General features: G+C 70.1%; 15 protein-coding genes. 12 read left to right on the top strand and 3 right to left on the bottom strand.

The features are described 5' to 3' along the window. The first annotated feature begins 65 nt into the window (after nt 1–65). Nucleotides 66–1,112 carry an amidohydrolase gene (locus ACGFWI_RS29500; protein WP_393909087.1) on the top strand — a complete coding sequence of 349 codons (1,047 nt, stop codon included), beginning with the start codon at nt 66–68 and terminating at the stop codon, nt 1,110–1,112. Here the strand turns inward: ACGFWI_RS29500 and ACGFWI_RS29505 are convergent. The 3 genes from ACGFWI_RS29505 to ACGFWI_RS29515 form a co-directional block, all read right to left on the bottom strand. Continuing rightward, on the bottom strand, nt 1,085–2,089 hold the full coding sequence (locus ACGFWI_RS29505) for a heme A synthase (RefSeq protein WP_393909088.1): 1,005 nt from the start codon (nt 2,087–2,089) through the stop codon (nt 1,085–1,087). The genes ACGFWI_RS29500 and ACGFWI_RS29505 overlap by 28 nt on opposite strands. Before the next feature lie 99 nt (nt 2,090–2,188). Then, nucleotides 2,189–2,977 (bottom strand): ABC transporter permease, encoded by a 789-nt coding sequence (locus ACGFWI_RS29510; protein ID WP_393909089.1) that lies wholly within the window; start codon nt 2,975–2,977, stop codon nt 2,189–2,191. Continuing rightward, entirely contained in the window at nt 2,974–3,936 is a 963-nt protein-coding gene (locus tag ACGFWI_RS29515) for an ABC transporter ATP-binding protein (RefSeq protein WP_393909090.1), read from the bottom strand. Before ACGFWI_RS29515 ends, ACGFWI_RS29510 begins: the two co-directional genes overlap by 4 nt. A gap of 319 nt (nt 3,937–4,255) precedes the next feature. Here ACGFWI_RS29515 and ACGFWI_RS29520 point away from each other — a divergent pair, with 319 nt between their 5' ends. The 11 genes from ACGFWI_RS29520 to dapD all read left to right on the top strand — a co-directional run bounded on the left by ACGFWI_RS29520 (nt 4,256) and on the right by dapD (nt 13,212). Further along, on the top strand, nt 4,256–5,116 hold the full coding sequence (locus ACGFWI_RS29520; RefSeq protein WP_393909091.1) for a helix-turn-helix transcriptional regulator: 861 nt from the start codon (nt 4,256–4,258) through the stop codon (nt 5,114–5,116). After that, complete coding sequence (gene sufB / locus ACGFWI_RS29525) at nt 5,113–6,534, top strand: Fe-S cluster assembly protein SufB (RefSeq protein ID WP_393909092.1); 1,422 nt, start codon at nt 5,113–5,115, stop codon at nt 6,532–6,534. Before ACGFWI_RS29520 ends, sufB begins: the two co-directional genes overlap by 4 nt. Before the next feature lie 71 nt (nt 6,535–6,605). Continuing rightward, on the top strand, nt 6,606–7,790 hold the full coding sequence (gene sufD / locus ACGFWI_RS29530) for a Fe-S cluster assembly protein SufD (RefSeq protein ID WP_393909093.1): 1,185 nt from the start codon (nt 6,606–6,608) through the stop codon (nt 7,788–7,790). After that, a complete protein-coding gene (locus ACGFWI_RS29535; protein ID WP_393909094.1) occupies nt 7,787–8,104 on the top strand; it encodes a non-heme iron oxygenase ferredoxin subunit in 318 nt (105 codons plus the stop codon). Before sufD ends, ACGFWI_RS29535 begins: the two co-directional genes overlap by 4 nt. 7 nt (nt 8,105–8,111) lie before the next feature. Further along, on the top strand, nt 8,112–8,876 hold the full coding sequence (gene sufC / locus ACGFWI_RS29540; protein WP_393909095.1) for a Fe-S cluster assembly ATPase SufC: 765 nt from the start codon (nt 8,112–8,114) through the stop codon (nt 8,874–8,876). A gap of 112 nt (nt 8,877–8,988) precedes the next feature. After that, nucleotides 8,989–10,245: a cysteine desulfurase gene (locus tag ACGFWI_RS29545; protein WP_393909096.1), complete on the top strand. Its 1,257-nt coding sequence runs from the start codon at nt 8,989–8,991 to the stop codon at nt 10,243–10,245. Nucleotides 10,246–10,299: 54 nt separating this feature from the next. Then, nucleotides 10,300–10,758, top strand: a complete 459-nt coding sequence (sufU, locus tag ACGFWI_RS29550; protein WP_393909097.1) for a Fe-S cluster assembly sulfur transfer protein SufU — start codon at nt 10,300–10,302, stop codon at nt 10,756–10,758. Next, nucleotides 10,755–11,090, top strand: coding sequence for a metal-sulfur cluster assembly factor (locus tag ACGFWI_RS29555; protein WP_208685204.1), 336 nt, complete (start codon nt 10,755–10,757; stop codon nt 11,088–11,090). The genes sufU and ACGFWI_RS29555 overlap by 4 nt, the downstream gene beginning before the upstream one ends. 136 nt (nt 11,091–11,226) lie before the next feature. Continuing rightward, entirely contained in the window at nt 11,227–11,547 is a 321-nt protein-coding gene (locus tag ACGFWI_RS29560; RefSeq protein ID WP_393909098.1) for a DMT family transporter, read from the top strand. Continuing rightward, a complete protein-coding gene (locus ACGFWI_RS29565; protein ID WP_393909099.1) occupies nt 11,547–12,086 on the top strand; it encodes a TetR/AcrR family transcriptional regulator in 540 nt (179 codons plus the stop codon). Before ACGFWI_RS29560 ends, ACGFWI_RS29565 begins: the two co-directional genes overlap by 1 nt. Before the next feature lie 118 nt (nt 12,087–12,204). Further along, entirely contained in the window at nt 12,205–13,212 is a 1,008-nt protein-coding gene (dapD, locus tag ACGFWI_RS29570; protein WP_393909100.1) for a 2,3,4,5-tetrahydropyridine-2,6-dicarboxylate N-succinyltransferase, read from the top strand. The last annotated feature ends 65 nt before the right edge of the window (nt 13,213–13,277 follow it).

Consider the following 13,277-nt stretch of genomic DNA (forward strand, 5'->3'; position numbering starts at 1 on the left):
TCCGTTAGGCCCACCAGGCGCGGCGTTCCGGTCACGCCCGGCGGGCTCTCGGCGAGGAGGAGCGGATGGACGGACTTCCACCGCTCATCGATCAGTACAGCCATGGCGCGGTGCACGGTGAACTCGGCCTCGGCTCCTTCGAGACCCACCTCGCCGCCGCGGTCGGCGCCCACGGCCCGGCCCCCGCCGGCACCAGCTACTTCGACAGCTTCACCGGCCTTGCGATACGCCGCTGGTGCCCCCCGCTGCTCGGCCTGGAACCGCAGTGCCCGCCCGCCCGCTACCTGGCCCGCAGACGCGAGGTCGGCGCCTACCGGGCCGGACGCCTGCTGCTGCGCGGCTCCGGCATCGGCACGTTCCTGCTGGAGGCCGGCACCCCCAGCGATCTGACCTCGGCCGGCGAACTGGCCACCGCCGCCGAGGCCGGCGCCCACGAGGTCGTACGGCTCGAACCGCTCGCCGAGCAGGTCGCCGACACCTCCGGCAGCGTCGACTCCTTCATCGGCTACACCGCCGAGGCCCTGTACGCCGCGGCCCAGCACACCACCGCCTTCGCCTCCGGCGCCACCTACTGCGACGGGCACGCCCCCGAGGCGGGCGAGGTACGGCGCGCAGCGGACCGCTGGCTGCGCGGCCGCCGTCCCGGGGAGCGGCTCGGGGAGCCCGCGCTCGTACGGCATCTGCTGTGGAGCGCGGTGGCGACCGGTCTTCCGGTGCAGCTGCACAGCCCCGATCCGCGGCCACTGGCGGGCTTTCTGCGCGCCACGACCGGCTTCGGCTCGGATCTCGTCCTGCTGCCGCGGGCGCCGCACCACCGGCGGGCGGCGGAGTTCGCCGCGGTGCACGCCCATGTGTACGCGGACGCCGGGCCCCGCCCCGAGGAGACGCTCGGTCAGGCGCCGTTCGGCAAGCTGCTGTTCTCCTCGGGCGCCCGCGGGCTGCCCGAGCTGTATGTGACCGGCGCCCGGTTCTTCCTGCGCGCCATGGGCCGCCTCGTACGGGAGTGGACCGACGAGGGGCTGTGCGGCGCCGAGGACGGGCGGCGGATCACCGAGATGGTCGGGTCGGGGACCGCGCGCCGGGTCTACCGGCTGAGCGCGTCGGCCGGCTGAGGCGCCGGTGCCTCGTGCTCGCCGGAGGGGGCGGGCTTGTCGGCGTCCTCCTCGGGGAGCGGACCGCGGTCGCGCAGCGACAGACAGACCCGCAGCACACAGATCCACACCAGGGTCGAGCCCAGCATGTGGAGCCCGATGACGATTTCGGGCAGGCCCATGAAGTACTGGACGTAGCCGATGACGCCCTGCAGCGCGATACAGGCGAACAGTTCCAGGAGCGTCCGGCGCGGGGCGGCCGGCGCCTTGACGGCGCGCAGCGTGAACCACAGGGCGATGGACAGGCCGACGACGAGGTAGACGAAGTCGACGTGGAGCTGGGTGATCTCCTGCCAGTCCAGCGGGATGCGGTGGACCTTCTTGGCGTCGCCCGCGTGCGGGCCCGCACCCGTGACGACCGTGCCGATGACGGTGAGCGCGCCGGTCGCGGCCACCAGCAGCCAGGCCAGCTGCCGCGCCGGACGGGTGACCAGGTCGCGCGGCTCCTCGTCGCCCTCGCTCGCTCGCTTCCAGCTCAGTACGGCGACCGTGAGCAGCGCCGTGGCCGCGAGGAAATGCGAGCTGACGATGTACGGGTTCAGGCCGGTGAGGACCGTGATGCCGCCGATGACGGCGTTGCTCATGACGAGCCAGAACTGCGCCCAGCCGAGCCGGGTGAGCGAGCGGCGCCGGGGGTGACGGGCGCGGGCGGCGATGATGAACAGGCCGACGACCGCGCACAGCACATCCGTCAGCATGCGGTTGCCGAACTCGATGAGGCCGTTGATGCCCATCGCGGCGGTCGGAGTCAGGCTGTCCGGCGTGCACTTGGGCCAGGTCGAGCAGCCCAGGCCGGACTGCGAGAGCCGGACCGCGCCACCCGTGACGACGATGATCACGGCCATGACGACGGTCGCCAGCGCGGCCCGCCGCACAAAGGCCGCGGACGGCTGCCAGCGGCGGGCGATCAGCTCAAGGGGGTTCAGCGTGTTCGGCACGGGAGCCATCGTAGGCGGCGCCTTGTGCAAACTTTCACGAGGGGTGCGTCACGCGACGGACCCCCTCCGAACCGCTCCGCGGAACGGCCGCCGGGCGGCTCACTCCCAGCGGAAGAAGCGGGCCGCCGTGCCCAGGCCCAGCACCGACCAGCCCGCCAGGATGCCGAGGTCCCGCCAGGGGGTGCCGGCGCCGTGCTGGAGGACGTCGCGCAGCCCGTCGGACAGCGCCGCGATCGGCAGCAGCCCGAGCACGCTCTGCGCGGCCTCGGGGAACTTGTCCAGCGGGACGATCACGCCGCCGCCGACCAGCAACAGCAGGAACACCAGGTTGGCCGCGGCGAGGGTGGCCTCGGCCTTGAGCGTGCCGGCCATCAGCAGGCCCAGGCCGGAGAAGGCGGCGGTGCCCAGCAGGAGCAGCAGCACCACGGAGAGCGGGTTGCCGTGCGGGGACCAGCCCAGCGCCAGGGCCACGGCCGTCAGCAGCACGATCTGCAGGACCTCGGTGACCAGCACCGCGCAGGTCTTGGCGGTCATCAGCCCCCACCGCGGCAGCGGCGAGACGGCGAGCCGCTTGAGCACGCCGTAGCGCCGCTCGAAGCCGGTCGCGATGGCCTGGCCGGTGAAGGCGGTCGACATCACGGCGAGCGCCAGGATGCCGGGCGCCAGGAAGTCCACGGAGCTGCCCGCGCCGCCGGCCGTATCGGTGGGCACCGCGATGATGTCGACGGCGGAGAACAGCACCAGCAGCAGCGTCGGGATGATGACGGTCAGCAGCAGCTGCTCACCGTTGCGCAGCAGCATCCTGGTCTCCAGCGCCGCCTGCGCGCGGATCATCCGGGGCAGCGGGGCCGCCCCGGGCCGCGGGGTGAACGTGCCGGTCGCGGTCATGCGCGCAGCTCCTTGCCGGTCAGCTCCAGGAAGACGTCTTCGAGGGTGTGGCGTTCGACGGCTATGGCGTCGGGCATCACGCCGTTCTGGGCGCACCAGGAGGCGACGGTGGCCAGCAGTTGCGGGTTGACCTTGCCGTGTACGCGGTAGACGCCGGAGGCCGGTTCCGCTGCGGCGCTGTCGGCGGGCAGCGCCTTGAGGAGCGAGGCGATGTCGAGGCCGGGGCGGCCGGTGAAGCGCAGGCTGTTCTCGGCGCCGCCGCGGCACAGCTCGTCCGGGGTGCCCTGGGCGATCACCCGGCCGCCGTCGATGATCGCGACATGGTCGGCTAGCTGCTCGGCCTCGTCCATGAAGTGGGTGGTCAGTACGGTGCTGACGCCGTCGGCGCGCAGCTCCCGGACGAGCTCCCAGGTGGCGTGCCGGGCCTGGGGGTCGAGACCGGCCGTCGGCTCGTCGAGGAAGACCAGTTCGGGGCGGCCGACCACGGCCATCGCCAGCGCCAGCCGCTGCTGCTGGCCGCCGGACAGCCGCCGGTAGGGCGTCCGGCCGCAGCTTCCCAGGCCGAGCCGGTCGATGAGCCCGTCGACGTCGAGGGGGTGGGCGTGCAGGGTCGCGGTGTGCCGCAGCATCTCCTCCGCCTTGGCGCCCGCGTAGACGCCGCCGGACTGCAGCATCACGCCGATCCGCGGCCGCAGTGCCGCGGCGTCGGCGACCGGGTCCAGGCCCAGGACGCGGACGCGGCCGGCGTCCGGGCGGCGGTAGCCCTCGCAGGTCTCGACGGTGGTGGTCTTGCCGGCGCCGTTCGGGCCGAGCACAGCGGTCACCGCACCGCGCGCGACGGTCAGGTCGAGCCCGTCCACGGCGGTCTTGGTCCCGTATCGCTTGACCAGACCGATGATCTCGACGGCAGGCTCTCGTCCGGGGGGCCGGGGGGCGTCCCCCGGGGAGGTGCTGCGCATGGCGGGCAGTCTACGGAGAGTGGCAGGGTCTTCTTCAATGGGGGCGCGGGCTTCATATGTGGGGGCGTGGGCTTCACGAGGGGGCGCGGGCCCCGGCCGGTGCCGGGGTAATCAGTCCGGCGGTGTGCGCCCGCACGGATTCCTGCGGGCCGCGGGCACCGGGGTACGGCCGCCGGGCCGGGACACGACCTTGCAGGTCGGCGGCGGTTTCGGAGGTCCCGCAGGGGCTTGAATTAGGTAACCCTAAGTGATACAGGCCACCGGCCTGTGATCCGGATGAGGGTTGTCTCGCTTTGACGAATTACGCAACAATGGCGTTGTGAAATACGCGAGCGAGGAACAGGAAGGGCCCGCGGTCGACAGGACCGCCGGGCCGGCCGCCTCCGCGCCCGAGCAGACCGAGCGGCGCGGGCCGGGCGCCGAGCCTGCCGCGGCGCCGCACGACGAACAGCAGGGCACCCGCAACAGGGTCGCCCGCTCCATCCTCGACCACGGTCCGTCCACCGCGGCCGAGCTGGCACTGCGACTGGGGCTGACCCAGGCCGCCGTGCGCCGGCATCTGGATTCGCTGGCCACCGAGGGCGTCGTCGAGCCCCGCGAGAAGCGGGTCTACGGCACGCGTGGCCGCGGCCGCCCGGCCAAGGCCTTCGCCCTCACCGACTGCGGGCGGGACGCCTTCGACCAGGCCTACGACCAGCTCGCCTCCGACGCGCTGCGCTGGATCGCGCAGAGCGCCGGCGGCGGCGAGAAGGGCGAGGCCGCCGTCGCCGCATTCGCCCGCGCCCGCCTCGCCGTCCAGGCCGAGGGCTACCGCAAGGCGGTCGAGACCGCCGAGCCGGAGGCCCGTACCGAGGCCCTGGCGAAGGCGTTGACCGCGGACGGGTACGCTGCTACGGCGCGCAGCGCCCCCAATCCCCAGCTCGGTGAACAGCTCTGCCAGCACCACTGCCCGGTCGCCCATGTCGCCGAGCAGTACCCGCAGCTGTGCGAGGCGGAGACCGAGGTCTTCTCCCGATTGCTCGGGACCCATGTACAGCGGCTTGCCACCATCGCCCACGGCGACGGGGTGTGCACGACCTTCATCCCGAAGGCCGGTGCAGGCCAGGCCGCTCACAGCACCGCACGCACCACCAAGACCACCACAGCATCTGCAAGCACGGCCGGGAGGAACCCCGCATGACGCTCCCTACGGAGACTACTCACCCTGAGCTCGAGGGCCTGGGCAAGTACGAATACGGCTGGGCCGACTCCGACGTGGCCGGCGCCTCCGCCAAGCGCGGTCTTTCCGAGGCCGTCGTCCGCGACATCTCGGCGAAGAAGAACGAGCCGGAGTGGATGCTCAAGCTGCGTCTCAAGGGCCTGAAGCTGTTCGACAAGAAGCCCATGCCGAACTGGGGCTCGGACCTGTCGGGTATCGACTTCGCCAACATCAAGTACTTCGTCCGCTCCACGGAGCAGCAGGCCGCCTCCTGGGAGGACCTGCCCGAGGACATCAAGAACACCTACGACAAGCTCGGCATCCCCGAGGCGGAGAAGCAGCGCCTGGTCGCCGGTGTCGCCGCGCAGTACGAGTCCGAGGTCGTCTACCACCAGATCCGTGAGGACCTGGAGGAGCAGGGCGTCCTGTTCCTGGACACCGACACCGCGCTCAAGGAGCACCCGGAGCTCTTCCAGGAGTACTTCGGCACGGTCATCCCGGTCGGCGACAACAAGTTCGCGTCGCTGAACACCGCGGTGTGGTCCGGCGGCTCGTTCATCTACGTCCCCAAGGGTGTCCACGTCGACATCCCGCTGCAGGCCTACTTCCGGATCAACACGGAGAACATGGGCCAGTTCGAGCGGACGCTGATCATCGTCGACGAGGACGCCTACGTCCACTACGTCGAGGGCTGCACGGCGCCGATCTACAAGTCGGACTCGCTGCACTCCGCGGTCGTCGAGATCATCGTCAAGAAGGGCGGCCGCTGCCGCTACACGACCATCCAGAACTGGTCGAACAACGTCTACAACCTGGTCACCAAGCGCGCCGTCGCCTACGAGGGCGCGACCATGGAGTGGGTCGACGGCAACCTCGGCTCCAAGGTGACGATGAAGTACCCGGCGGTCTACCTGATGGGCGAGCACGCCAAGGGCGAGACCCTGTCCATCGCCTTCGCGGGCGAGGGCCAGCACCAGGACGCCGGCTCCAAGATGGTCCACATGGCGCCGAACACCTCCTCCAACATCGTCTCCAAGTCGGTGGCGCGAGGCGGCGGCCGCACCTCCTACCGAGGCCTGGTCGAGATCGGCGAGGGCGCCGCGGGCTCCAAGTCCAACGTGCTGTGTGACGCCCTGCTGGTGGACACCATCTCCCGCTCGGACACCTACCCCTACGTCGACGTCCGCGAGGACGACGTCTCCATGGGCCACGAGGCGACCGTCTCCAAGGTCAGCGAGGACCAGCTCTTCTACCTGATGGCGCGCGGCCTGACGGAGTTCGAGGCCATGGCGATGATCGTGCGTGGCTTCGTCGAGCCGATCGCCCGTGAGCTGCCGATGGAGTACGCACTGGAGCTCAACCGGCTGATCGAGCTGCAGATGGAAGGTTCGGTCGGCTGACGCCCGGCCACCCGGCAGCAACGGATTCACGAGGCAGCGTCCTCTTCAAGAAAGCGAGCTAGACGACAGCCATGGCTGAGGCTCAGAACATCCCGGCGGGTTCCACGACCACCGGCTCCCTTGCGGTGGCCGCGGAGTCCACCGTCGCCACCCGGATGAGCGCCCCGCCGTCCTACGACGTGGCGGACTTCCCGGTGCCGCACGGCCGCGAGGAGGAGTGGCGTTTCACGCCCCTCGCGCGCCTGAAGGGCCTGCACGACGGCAGTGCCGTGGCCGGCGGTCCCGACCTGAAGATCGACATCACCGCTCCCGAGGGTGTCACCCACGAGCTGGTCGACCGGACCGACCCGCGGGTCGGCAAGGCCGGCACGCCCGTGGACCGGGTCGCCGCCCAGGCGTACAGCTCCTTCGAGAAGGCGTCGGTGGTCTCGGTCCCCAAGGAGACCGTGCTCAGCGAGCCCATCCGGATCACCGTCCACGGTGCGGGCGGCACGACCTTCGGCCACCAGGTCATCGAGCTCGGCGCGTTCGCCGAGGCGGTCGTGGTCATCGACCACACCGGTGACGCGGTGCTCGGCGCCAACGTCGACTACCTCCTCGGTGACGGCGCCAAGCTGACCGTCGTCTCCGTCCAGGACTGGGACGACCAGGCCGTGCACGTCGGGCAGCACAACGCCCTCGTCGGCCGGGACGCCAGCTTCAAGTCCGTGGTCGTCACCTTCGGCGGCGACGTGGTGCGGCTGCACCCGCGCATCACCTACGCGGGCCCCGGCGGCGAGGCCGAGCTCTACGGTCTGTACTTCACCGAGCAGGGCCAGCACCAGGAGCACCGCCTCTTCGTCGACCACGAGGCGTCCAACTGCCGCTCACACGTCGTCTACAAGGGCGCGCTGCAGGGCCAGGACGCGCACGCGGTCTGGATCGGCGACGTCCTCATCCGGGCGTCCGCGACCGGCACGGACACCTACGAGCTCAACCGCAACCTCGTCCTCACCGACGGCGCGCGGGTCGACTCGGTCCCCAACCTCGAGATCGAGACCGGCGAGATCGTCGGCGCGGGCCACGCCTCGGCGACCGGCCGCTTCGACGACGAGCAGCTCTTCTACCTCATGGCCCGCGGCATCCCGGCCGACGAGGCCCGCCGACTGGTCGTCCGCGGCTTCTTCGCCGAGCTGGTCCAGCAGATCGGTCTCCCGGACGTCGAAGAGCGTCTGATGAGCAAGGTCGAGGCTGAGCTGGAAGCGTCCGCGGCATGACGTACGTACGCGCAGCGGCGCTCAGCGAGCTGGAGGACGACACCCCCAAGCGGGTGGAGCTCGACGGCGTTCCCGTCTCCCTGGTCCGCACCGAGGGCGAGGTGTTCGCGATCAACGACATCTGCTCGCACGCGAACGTCTCCCTCTCGGAGGGCGAGGTGGAGGACTGCTCCATCGAGTGCTGGCTGCACGGTTCGAGCTTCGACCTGCGTACCGGTAAGCCGAACGGCCTTCCCGCGACGCGCCCCGTCCCCGTATACCCCGTAAAGATCGAAGGGGACGACGTGCTCGTCTCCGTCACCCAGGAGTCCTGAGTTCCCCATGGCAACGCTTGAGATCCACGACCTGCACGTCTCCGTCGAGGCCGAGAACGGCCCGCGCGAGATCCTGAAGGGCGTCGACCTGACCGTGAAGCAGGGCGAGACGCACGCCATCATGGGCCCCAACGGCTCCGGCAAGTCGACCCTCGCCTACTCCCTTGCGGGTCACCCCAAGTACACGATCACCGGTGGCACGGTCACCCTCGACGGCGAGAACGTCCTGGAGATGTCCGTCGACGAGCGCGCCCGGGCCGGCGTCTTCCTCGCCATGCAGTACCCGGTCGAGGTGCCCGGCGTCTCGGTCTCCAACTTCCTGCGTACCTCCGCGACCGCGATCCGCGGCGAGGCCCCCAAGCTGCGGCTGTGGGTCAAGGAGGTCAAGGAGGCCATGGAGCGTCTCCAGATGGACACCTCCTTCGCCGAGCGCAACGTCAACGAGGGCTTCTCCGGCGGTGAGAAGAAGCGCCACGAGATCCTTCAGCTGGAGCTGCTCAGGCCGGCCATCGCGATCCTCGACGAGACCGACTCCGGTCTGGACGTCGACGCGCTGCGCACCGTCTCCGAGGGCGTCAACCGCGTCCGCGAGACCGGCGAGGTCGGCACCCTGCTGATCACCCACTACACGCGCATCCTGCGCTACATCAAGCCCGACCGCGTGCATGTGTTCGCGAACGGCCGGATCGCCGAGTCCGGCGGTGCCGAGCTCGCGGACAAGCTGGAGGCCGAGGGCTACGAGGAGTACACGAAGGGTGGCGCAAGCCTGTGAGCGACGCGCGCGAGGCCACCGGCCTGCGGACGACCTGCTCCCCGCAGGTGCGCCTCGTGGGCGTCCGTAACACCAGCCGCTTGCGCGGCGGGGCGAACGAAAGGGCACGAGCGTGACACAGCTGCCGGGCCTCCTCGACACCGAGGCGATCCGTAAGGACTTTCCCCTTCTGGACCGCCTGGTCCACGACGGGAAGAAGGTCGTGTACCTGGACAACGCGGCGACGTCACAGAAGCCGCGTCAGGTGCTCGACGCCCTGAACACCTACTACGAACGCCACAACGCCAACGTCCACCGCGGTGTGCATGTGCTCGCCGAGGAGGCCACGGCGCTGTACGAAGGCGCCCGTGACAAGGTGGCCGCCTTCATCAACGCACCGAGCCGCGATGAGGTGATCTTCACCAAGAACGCCTCGGAGTCGCTCAACCTCGTGGCGAACATGCTCGGCTGGGCCGATGAGCCCTACCGCGTGGACCACGAGACCGAGATCGTCATCACGGAGATGGAGCACCACTCCAACATCGTCCCGTGGCAGCTGCTCTCGCAGCGCACCGGCGCGAAGCTGAAGTGGTTCGGCATCACCGATGACGGCCGGCTCGACCTGTCCAACATCGACGAGATCATCACCGAGCAGACGAAGATCGTCTCCTTCACGCTGGTCTCCAACATCATGGGCACCATCAACCCGGTCGAGACGATCATCCGTCGCGCCCAGGAGGTCGGCGCGCTGGTCTGCATCGACGCCTCGCAGGCCGCCCCGCACATGGTGCTGGACGTGCAGGCGCTGCAGGCCGACTTCGTGGCCTTCACCGGCCACAAGATGTGCGGCCCGACCGGCATCGGCGTCCTGTGGGGCCGCCAGGAGCTGCTGGAGGATCTCCCGCCGTTCCTCGGTGGCGGCGAGATGATCGAGACCGTCTCGATGCACTCCTCGACCTATGCGCCCGCGCCGCACAAGTTCGAGGCCGGTACGCCCCCGATCGCCCAGGCCGTTGGCCTCGGCGCGGCCGTGGACTACCTCTCCTCGATCGGCATGGACCACATCGCCGCGCATGAGCACGCGATCACCGAGTACGCCGTCAAGCGGCTGCTGGAGGTCCCCGACCTGCGCATCATCGGCCCGAGCACGGCCGAGGACCGCGGGGCGACGCTCTCCTTCACGCTCGGTGACATCCATCCGCACGACGTCGGCCAGGTGCTGGACGAGCAGGGCATCGCGGTCCGCGTGGGTCACCACTGCGCACGCCCGGTCTGCCTGCGCTTCGGAATTCCTGCGACCACGCGAGCGTCGTTCTATCTGTACTCCACGCCCGCCGAGGTCGACGCCTTGGTCGAGGGCCTGGAGCACGTCCGCAACTTCTTCGGTTAAACAGACACAGCCGGTTATCAAGCACAGCGGATGAGGACGAGGACTGACTGAGCCGTGAAGCTGGATTCCATGTACCAGGACGTCATCCTGGACCACTACAAGCACCCGCACGGGCGCGGTCTTCGGGACGGCGACGCCGAGGTGCACCACGTCAATCCCACGTGCGGTGACGAGATCACCCTGCGCGTGCGGCTCGACGGCGCGACGATTGAGGATGTGTCCTACGAGGGCCAGGGCTGCTCCATCAGCCAGGCCAGCGCGTCGGTGCTCAACGACCTCCTGGTCGGCAAGGAGCTCGGCGAGGCGCAGAAGATCCAGGAGACCTTCCTGGAGCTGATGCAGTCCAAGGGGCAGGTCGAGCCGGATGACGCCATGGAGGAGGTGCTGGAGGACGCGGTGGCGTTCGCCGGTGTCTCCAAGTACCCCGCGCGCGTGAAGTGCGCGCTGCTCAGCTGGATGGCCTGGAAGGACGCCACGGCCAAGGCCCTCTCCGAGGAGGCGAAGTCCGCATGACCGACACCCCGACCACCACCAAACCTGCCTCCGAGGAGGAGGTGCGCGAGGCGCTCTACGACGTCGTCGACCCCGAGCTGGGCATCGATGTCGTCAACCTGGGGCTGATCTACGGCGTCCACATCGACGACGCCAATATCGCCACCATCGATATGACGCTGACCTCCGCGGCCTGCCCGCTGACCGACGTCATCGAGGACCAGGCGAAGTCCGCCACGGACGGCATCGTCAACGAGCTGAAGATCAACTGGGTCTGGATGCCCCCGTGGGGCCCGGACAAGATCACCGACGATGGCCGCGAACAGCTGCGCGCGCTGGGCTTCAACGTCTGAGACGTCGCCCTCGGAAGACCGAGCCGATACGGCCGTGCCCCCCCGGACATCCGGGGGGCACGGCCGTATCGCCGTATCGGGGCGACCCCCGCACGGCTATGTACGGACGTACGCAACGCTGTGTACGCTCGTACGCATGGTCTATGTGACGCTCGGCGCCGCGATCCTCTCCGAGATCCTCGCGACCACCGCGATGAAGTACAGCGACGGCTTCAGCAGGCTGTGGCCGTCGCTGGCCACCGCGGTGGGCTATCTGCTCGCCTTTGCGCTGCTCGCCCAGACGCTCAAAACGATGAGTGTCGGCACCGCGTACGCGATCTGGTCCGGCGCCGGAACGGCGGTGATCGCGATGATCGGGATGGTGTTCCTGGGGGAGAGCGCCAGTGCGCTGAAGCTCTTCGGGGTGCTGCTGGTCATCGCCGGGGTCGTGGTGCTGAACCTGGACGGGGCGCACTGATGGCCCGTCGCTACGATCCGGACCGGCGGCAACGGATCATCGATGCGGCGATCGCCGTGGTCGGTGAGCGGGGGATCGCCGGGCTCAGCCACCGCGCCGTGGCCGCCGCGGCGGATGTGCCGCTCGGCTCGACCACGTACCACTTCGCGTCCCTGGACGAGCTGCTGATCGCCGCGCTGCGGCAGGTCAATGGCGTGTGCCTGGCCGAGTTCGCGCACTGGGCCGACGGGATCGATCCGGCGGTGCCGCTCGCCGAGGAGGTCGCCCGGCTCATCGAGGACACCCTGGCCGGAGACCGCTCGCGGATGGAGCTGGAGTACGAGCTCTATCTGGCGGCGCTGCGGCACGAGGCGGTGCGGCCGATCGCCGCGGAGTGCCTGGAGGAGATGGTGCGGCTGCTCGGACGGCGGATCGGCGATGCCCGGACCGCGCGGGCCGTGGTGGCCTTCACCGACGGGCTGGTGCTGCAGCATCTGCTGACCGGGCAGCCCTTCGACCCCACGACGGTACGGGCCGGGCTGGCCGGGGTGCTGGGCTGAGCCACCCGGCAGCGGGCCGCCGTGCAGGATCTGTGCACGGGATGGTGCAACCGCGAGGCCCGGCCCGGTCGCTGAGACCGGTTCGCCTCCGCGGGCGCCCTCCGGTTAGGTTTCGGACATGACCGATGCTGCTGTTTCCGCTTCCCGTACCACCGGCGCCGTCGCCGCCGGGCTCGCCACCGTCACCTCCGACGGCACCGTTCTCGACACCTGGTTCCCGGCGCCCGAGCTGGTCGCTGTGACTGCCGAGGGCCCTGGCCCGGCCGGCACCGAGCACCTCGACGACGAGCGCGCCACCGAACTGCTGGGCGCCGCCGTGCTCAAGGCGATCGGTCCCGACCCGGTCCGTGATGTCGAGGTCGTCGCCGTCCGTACGGTCATCGCCTCCCTCGACGACAAGCCGCTGGATGCGCACGACGCCTACCTGCGCCTCCACCTGCTCAGCCACCGGCTGGTCAAGCCGCACGGGCAGAACCTGGAGGGCCTCTTCGGGCTGCTGGCCAACGTCGCCTGGACCTCGCTGGGCCCGGTGGCCGTCGACCAGGTGGAGACGGTGCGGCTGAACGCCCGCGCCGAGGGGCTGCATCTGATGGTCACCGGCATCGACAAGTTCCCGCGGATGACCGACTATGTCGCGCCCACCGGGGTGCGGATCGCGGACGCCGACCGGGTGCGCCTGGGGGCCCACCTCGCGGCCGGTACCACCGTCATGCACGAGGGCTTCGTCAACTTCAACGCCGGGACGCTGGGCACCTCCATGATCGAGGGCCGGATCAGCGCGGGCGTCGTGATCGGCGACGGCTCCGACATCGGCGGCGGCGCCTCCACCATGGGCACCCTCTCGGGCGGCGGCAAGCAGATCATCTCGATCGGCGAGCGCTGCCTGCTGGGTGCCGAGTCGGGCATCGGTATCGCGCTCGGCGACGAGTGTGTCGTCGAGGCGGGGCTGTATGTGACCGCCGGTACCCGCGTCACGCTGCCCGACGGCCAGATCGTCAAGGCCCTGGAGCTCTCCGGCGCGGACAACATCCTCTTCCGCCGCAACTCCACCACCGGCACCGTCGAGGCCCGCCCGAACAAGGCGGCCTGGGGCGGCCTCAACGAGGTGCTGCACAGCCACAACTGAGCGCACGGCCACGGCCGGCCGTGCAGCACCGACCCGTGCACGGCTGAGCGTTCACGGCAGCGTCA

The sequence above is a fragment of the Streptomyces sp. NPDC048434 genome (assembly GCF_043200375.1).
Taxonomy (GTDB): domain Bacteria; phylum Actinomycetota; class Actinomycetes; order Streptomycetales; family Streptomycetaceae; genus Streptomyces.

What these genes read in the sequence shown, in the direction of transcription:
- ACGFWI_RS29500 (WP_393909087.1), top strand. Translation starts at nt 66, where the DNA reads ATGGACGGACTTCCACCGCTCATCGATCAGTACAGCCATGGCGCGGTG.
- ACGFWI_RS29510 (WP_393909089.1), bottom strand. Translation starts at nt 2,977, where the DNA reads ATGACCGCGACCGGCACGTTCACCCCGCGGCCCGGGGCGGCCCCGCTG.
- ACGFWI_RS29515 (WP_393909090.1), bottom strand. Translation starts at nt 3,936, where the DNA reads ATGCGCAGCACCTCCCCGGGGGACGCCCCCCGGCCCCCCGGACGAGAG.
- sufB (WP_393909092.1), top strand. Translation starts at nt 5,113, where the DNA reads ATGACGCTCCCTACGGAGACTACTCACCCTGAGCTCGAGGGCCTGGGC.
- sufD (WP_393909093.1), top strand. Translation starts at nt 6,606, where the DNA reads ATGGCTGAGGCTCAGAACATCCCGGCGGGTTCCACGACCACCGGCTCC.
- ACGFWI_RS29535 (WP_393909094.1), top strand. Translation starts at nt 7,787, where the DNA reads ATGACGTACGTACGCGCAGCGGCGCTCAGCGAGCTGGAGGACGACACC.
- sufC (WP_393909095.1), top strand. Translation starts at nt 8,112, where the DNA reads ATGGCAACGCTTGAGATCCACGACCTGCACGTCTCCGTCGAGGCCGAG.
- ACGFWI_RS29555 (WP_208685204.1), top strand. Translation starts at nt 10,755, where the DNA reads ATGACCGACACCCCGACCACCACCAAACCTGCCTCCGAGGAGGAGGTG.
- ACGFWI_RS29560 (WP_393909098.1), top strand. Translation starts at nt 11,227, where the DNA reads ATGGTCTATGTGACGCTCGGCGCCGCGATCCTCTCCGAGATCCTCGCG.
- ACGFWI_RS29565 (WP_393909099.1), top strand. Translation starts at nt 11,547, where the DNA reads ATGGCCCGTCGCTACGATCCGGACCGGCGGCAACGGATCATCGATGCG.
- dapD (WP_393909100.1), top strand. Translation starts at nt 12,205, where the DNA reads ATGACCGATGCTGCTGTTTCCGCTTCCCGTACCACCGGCGCCGTCGCC.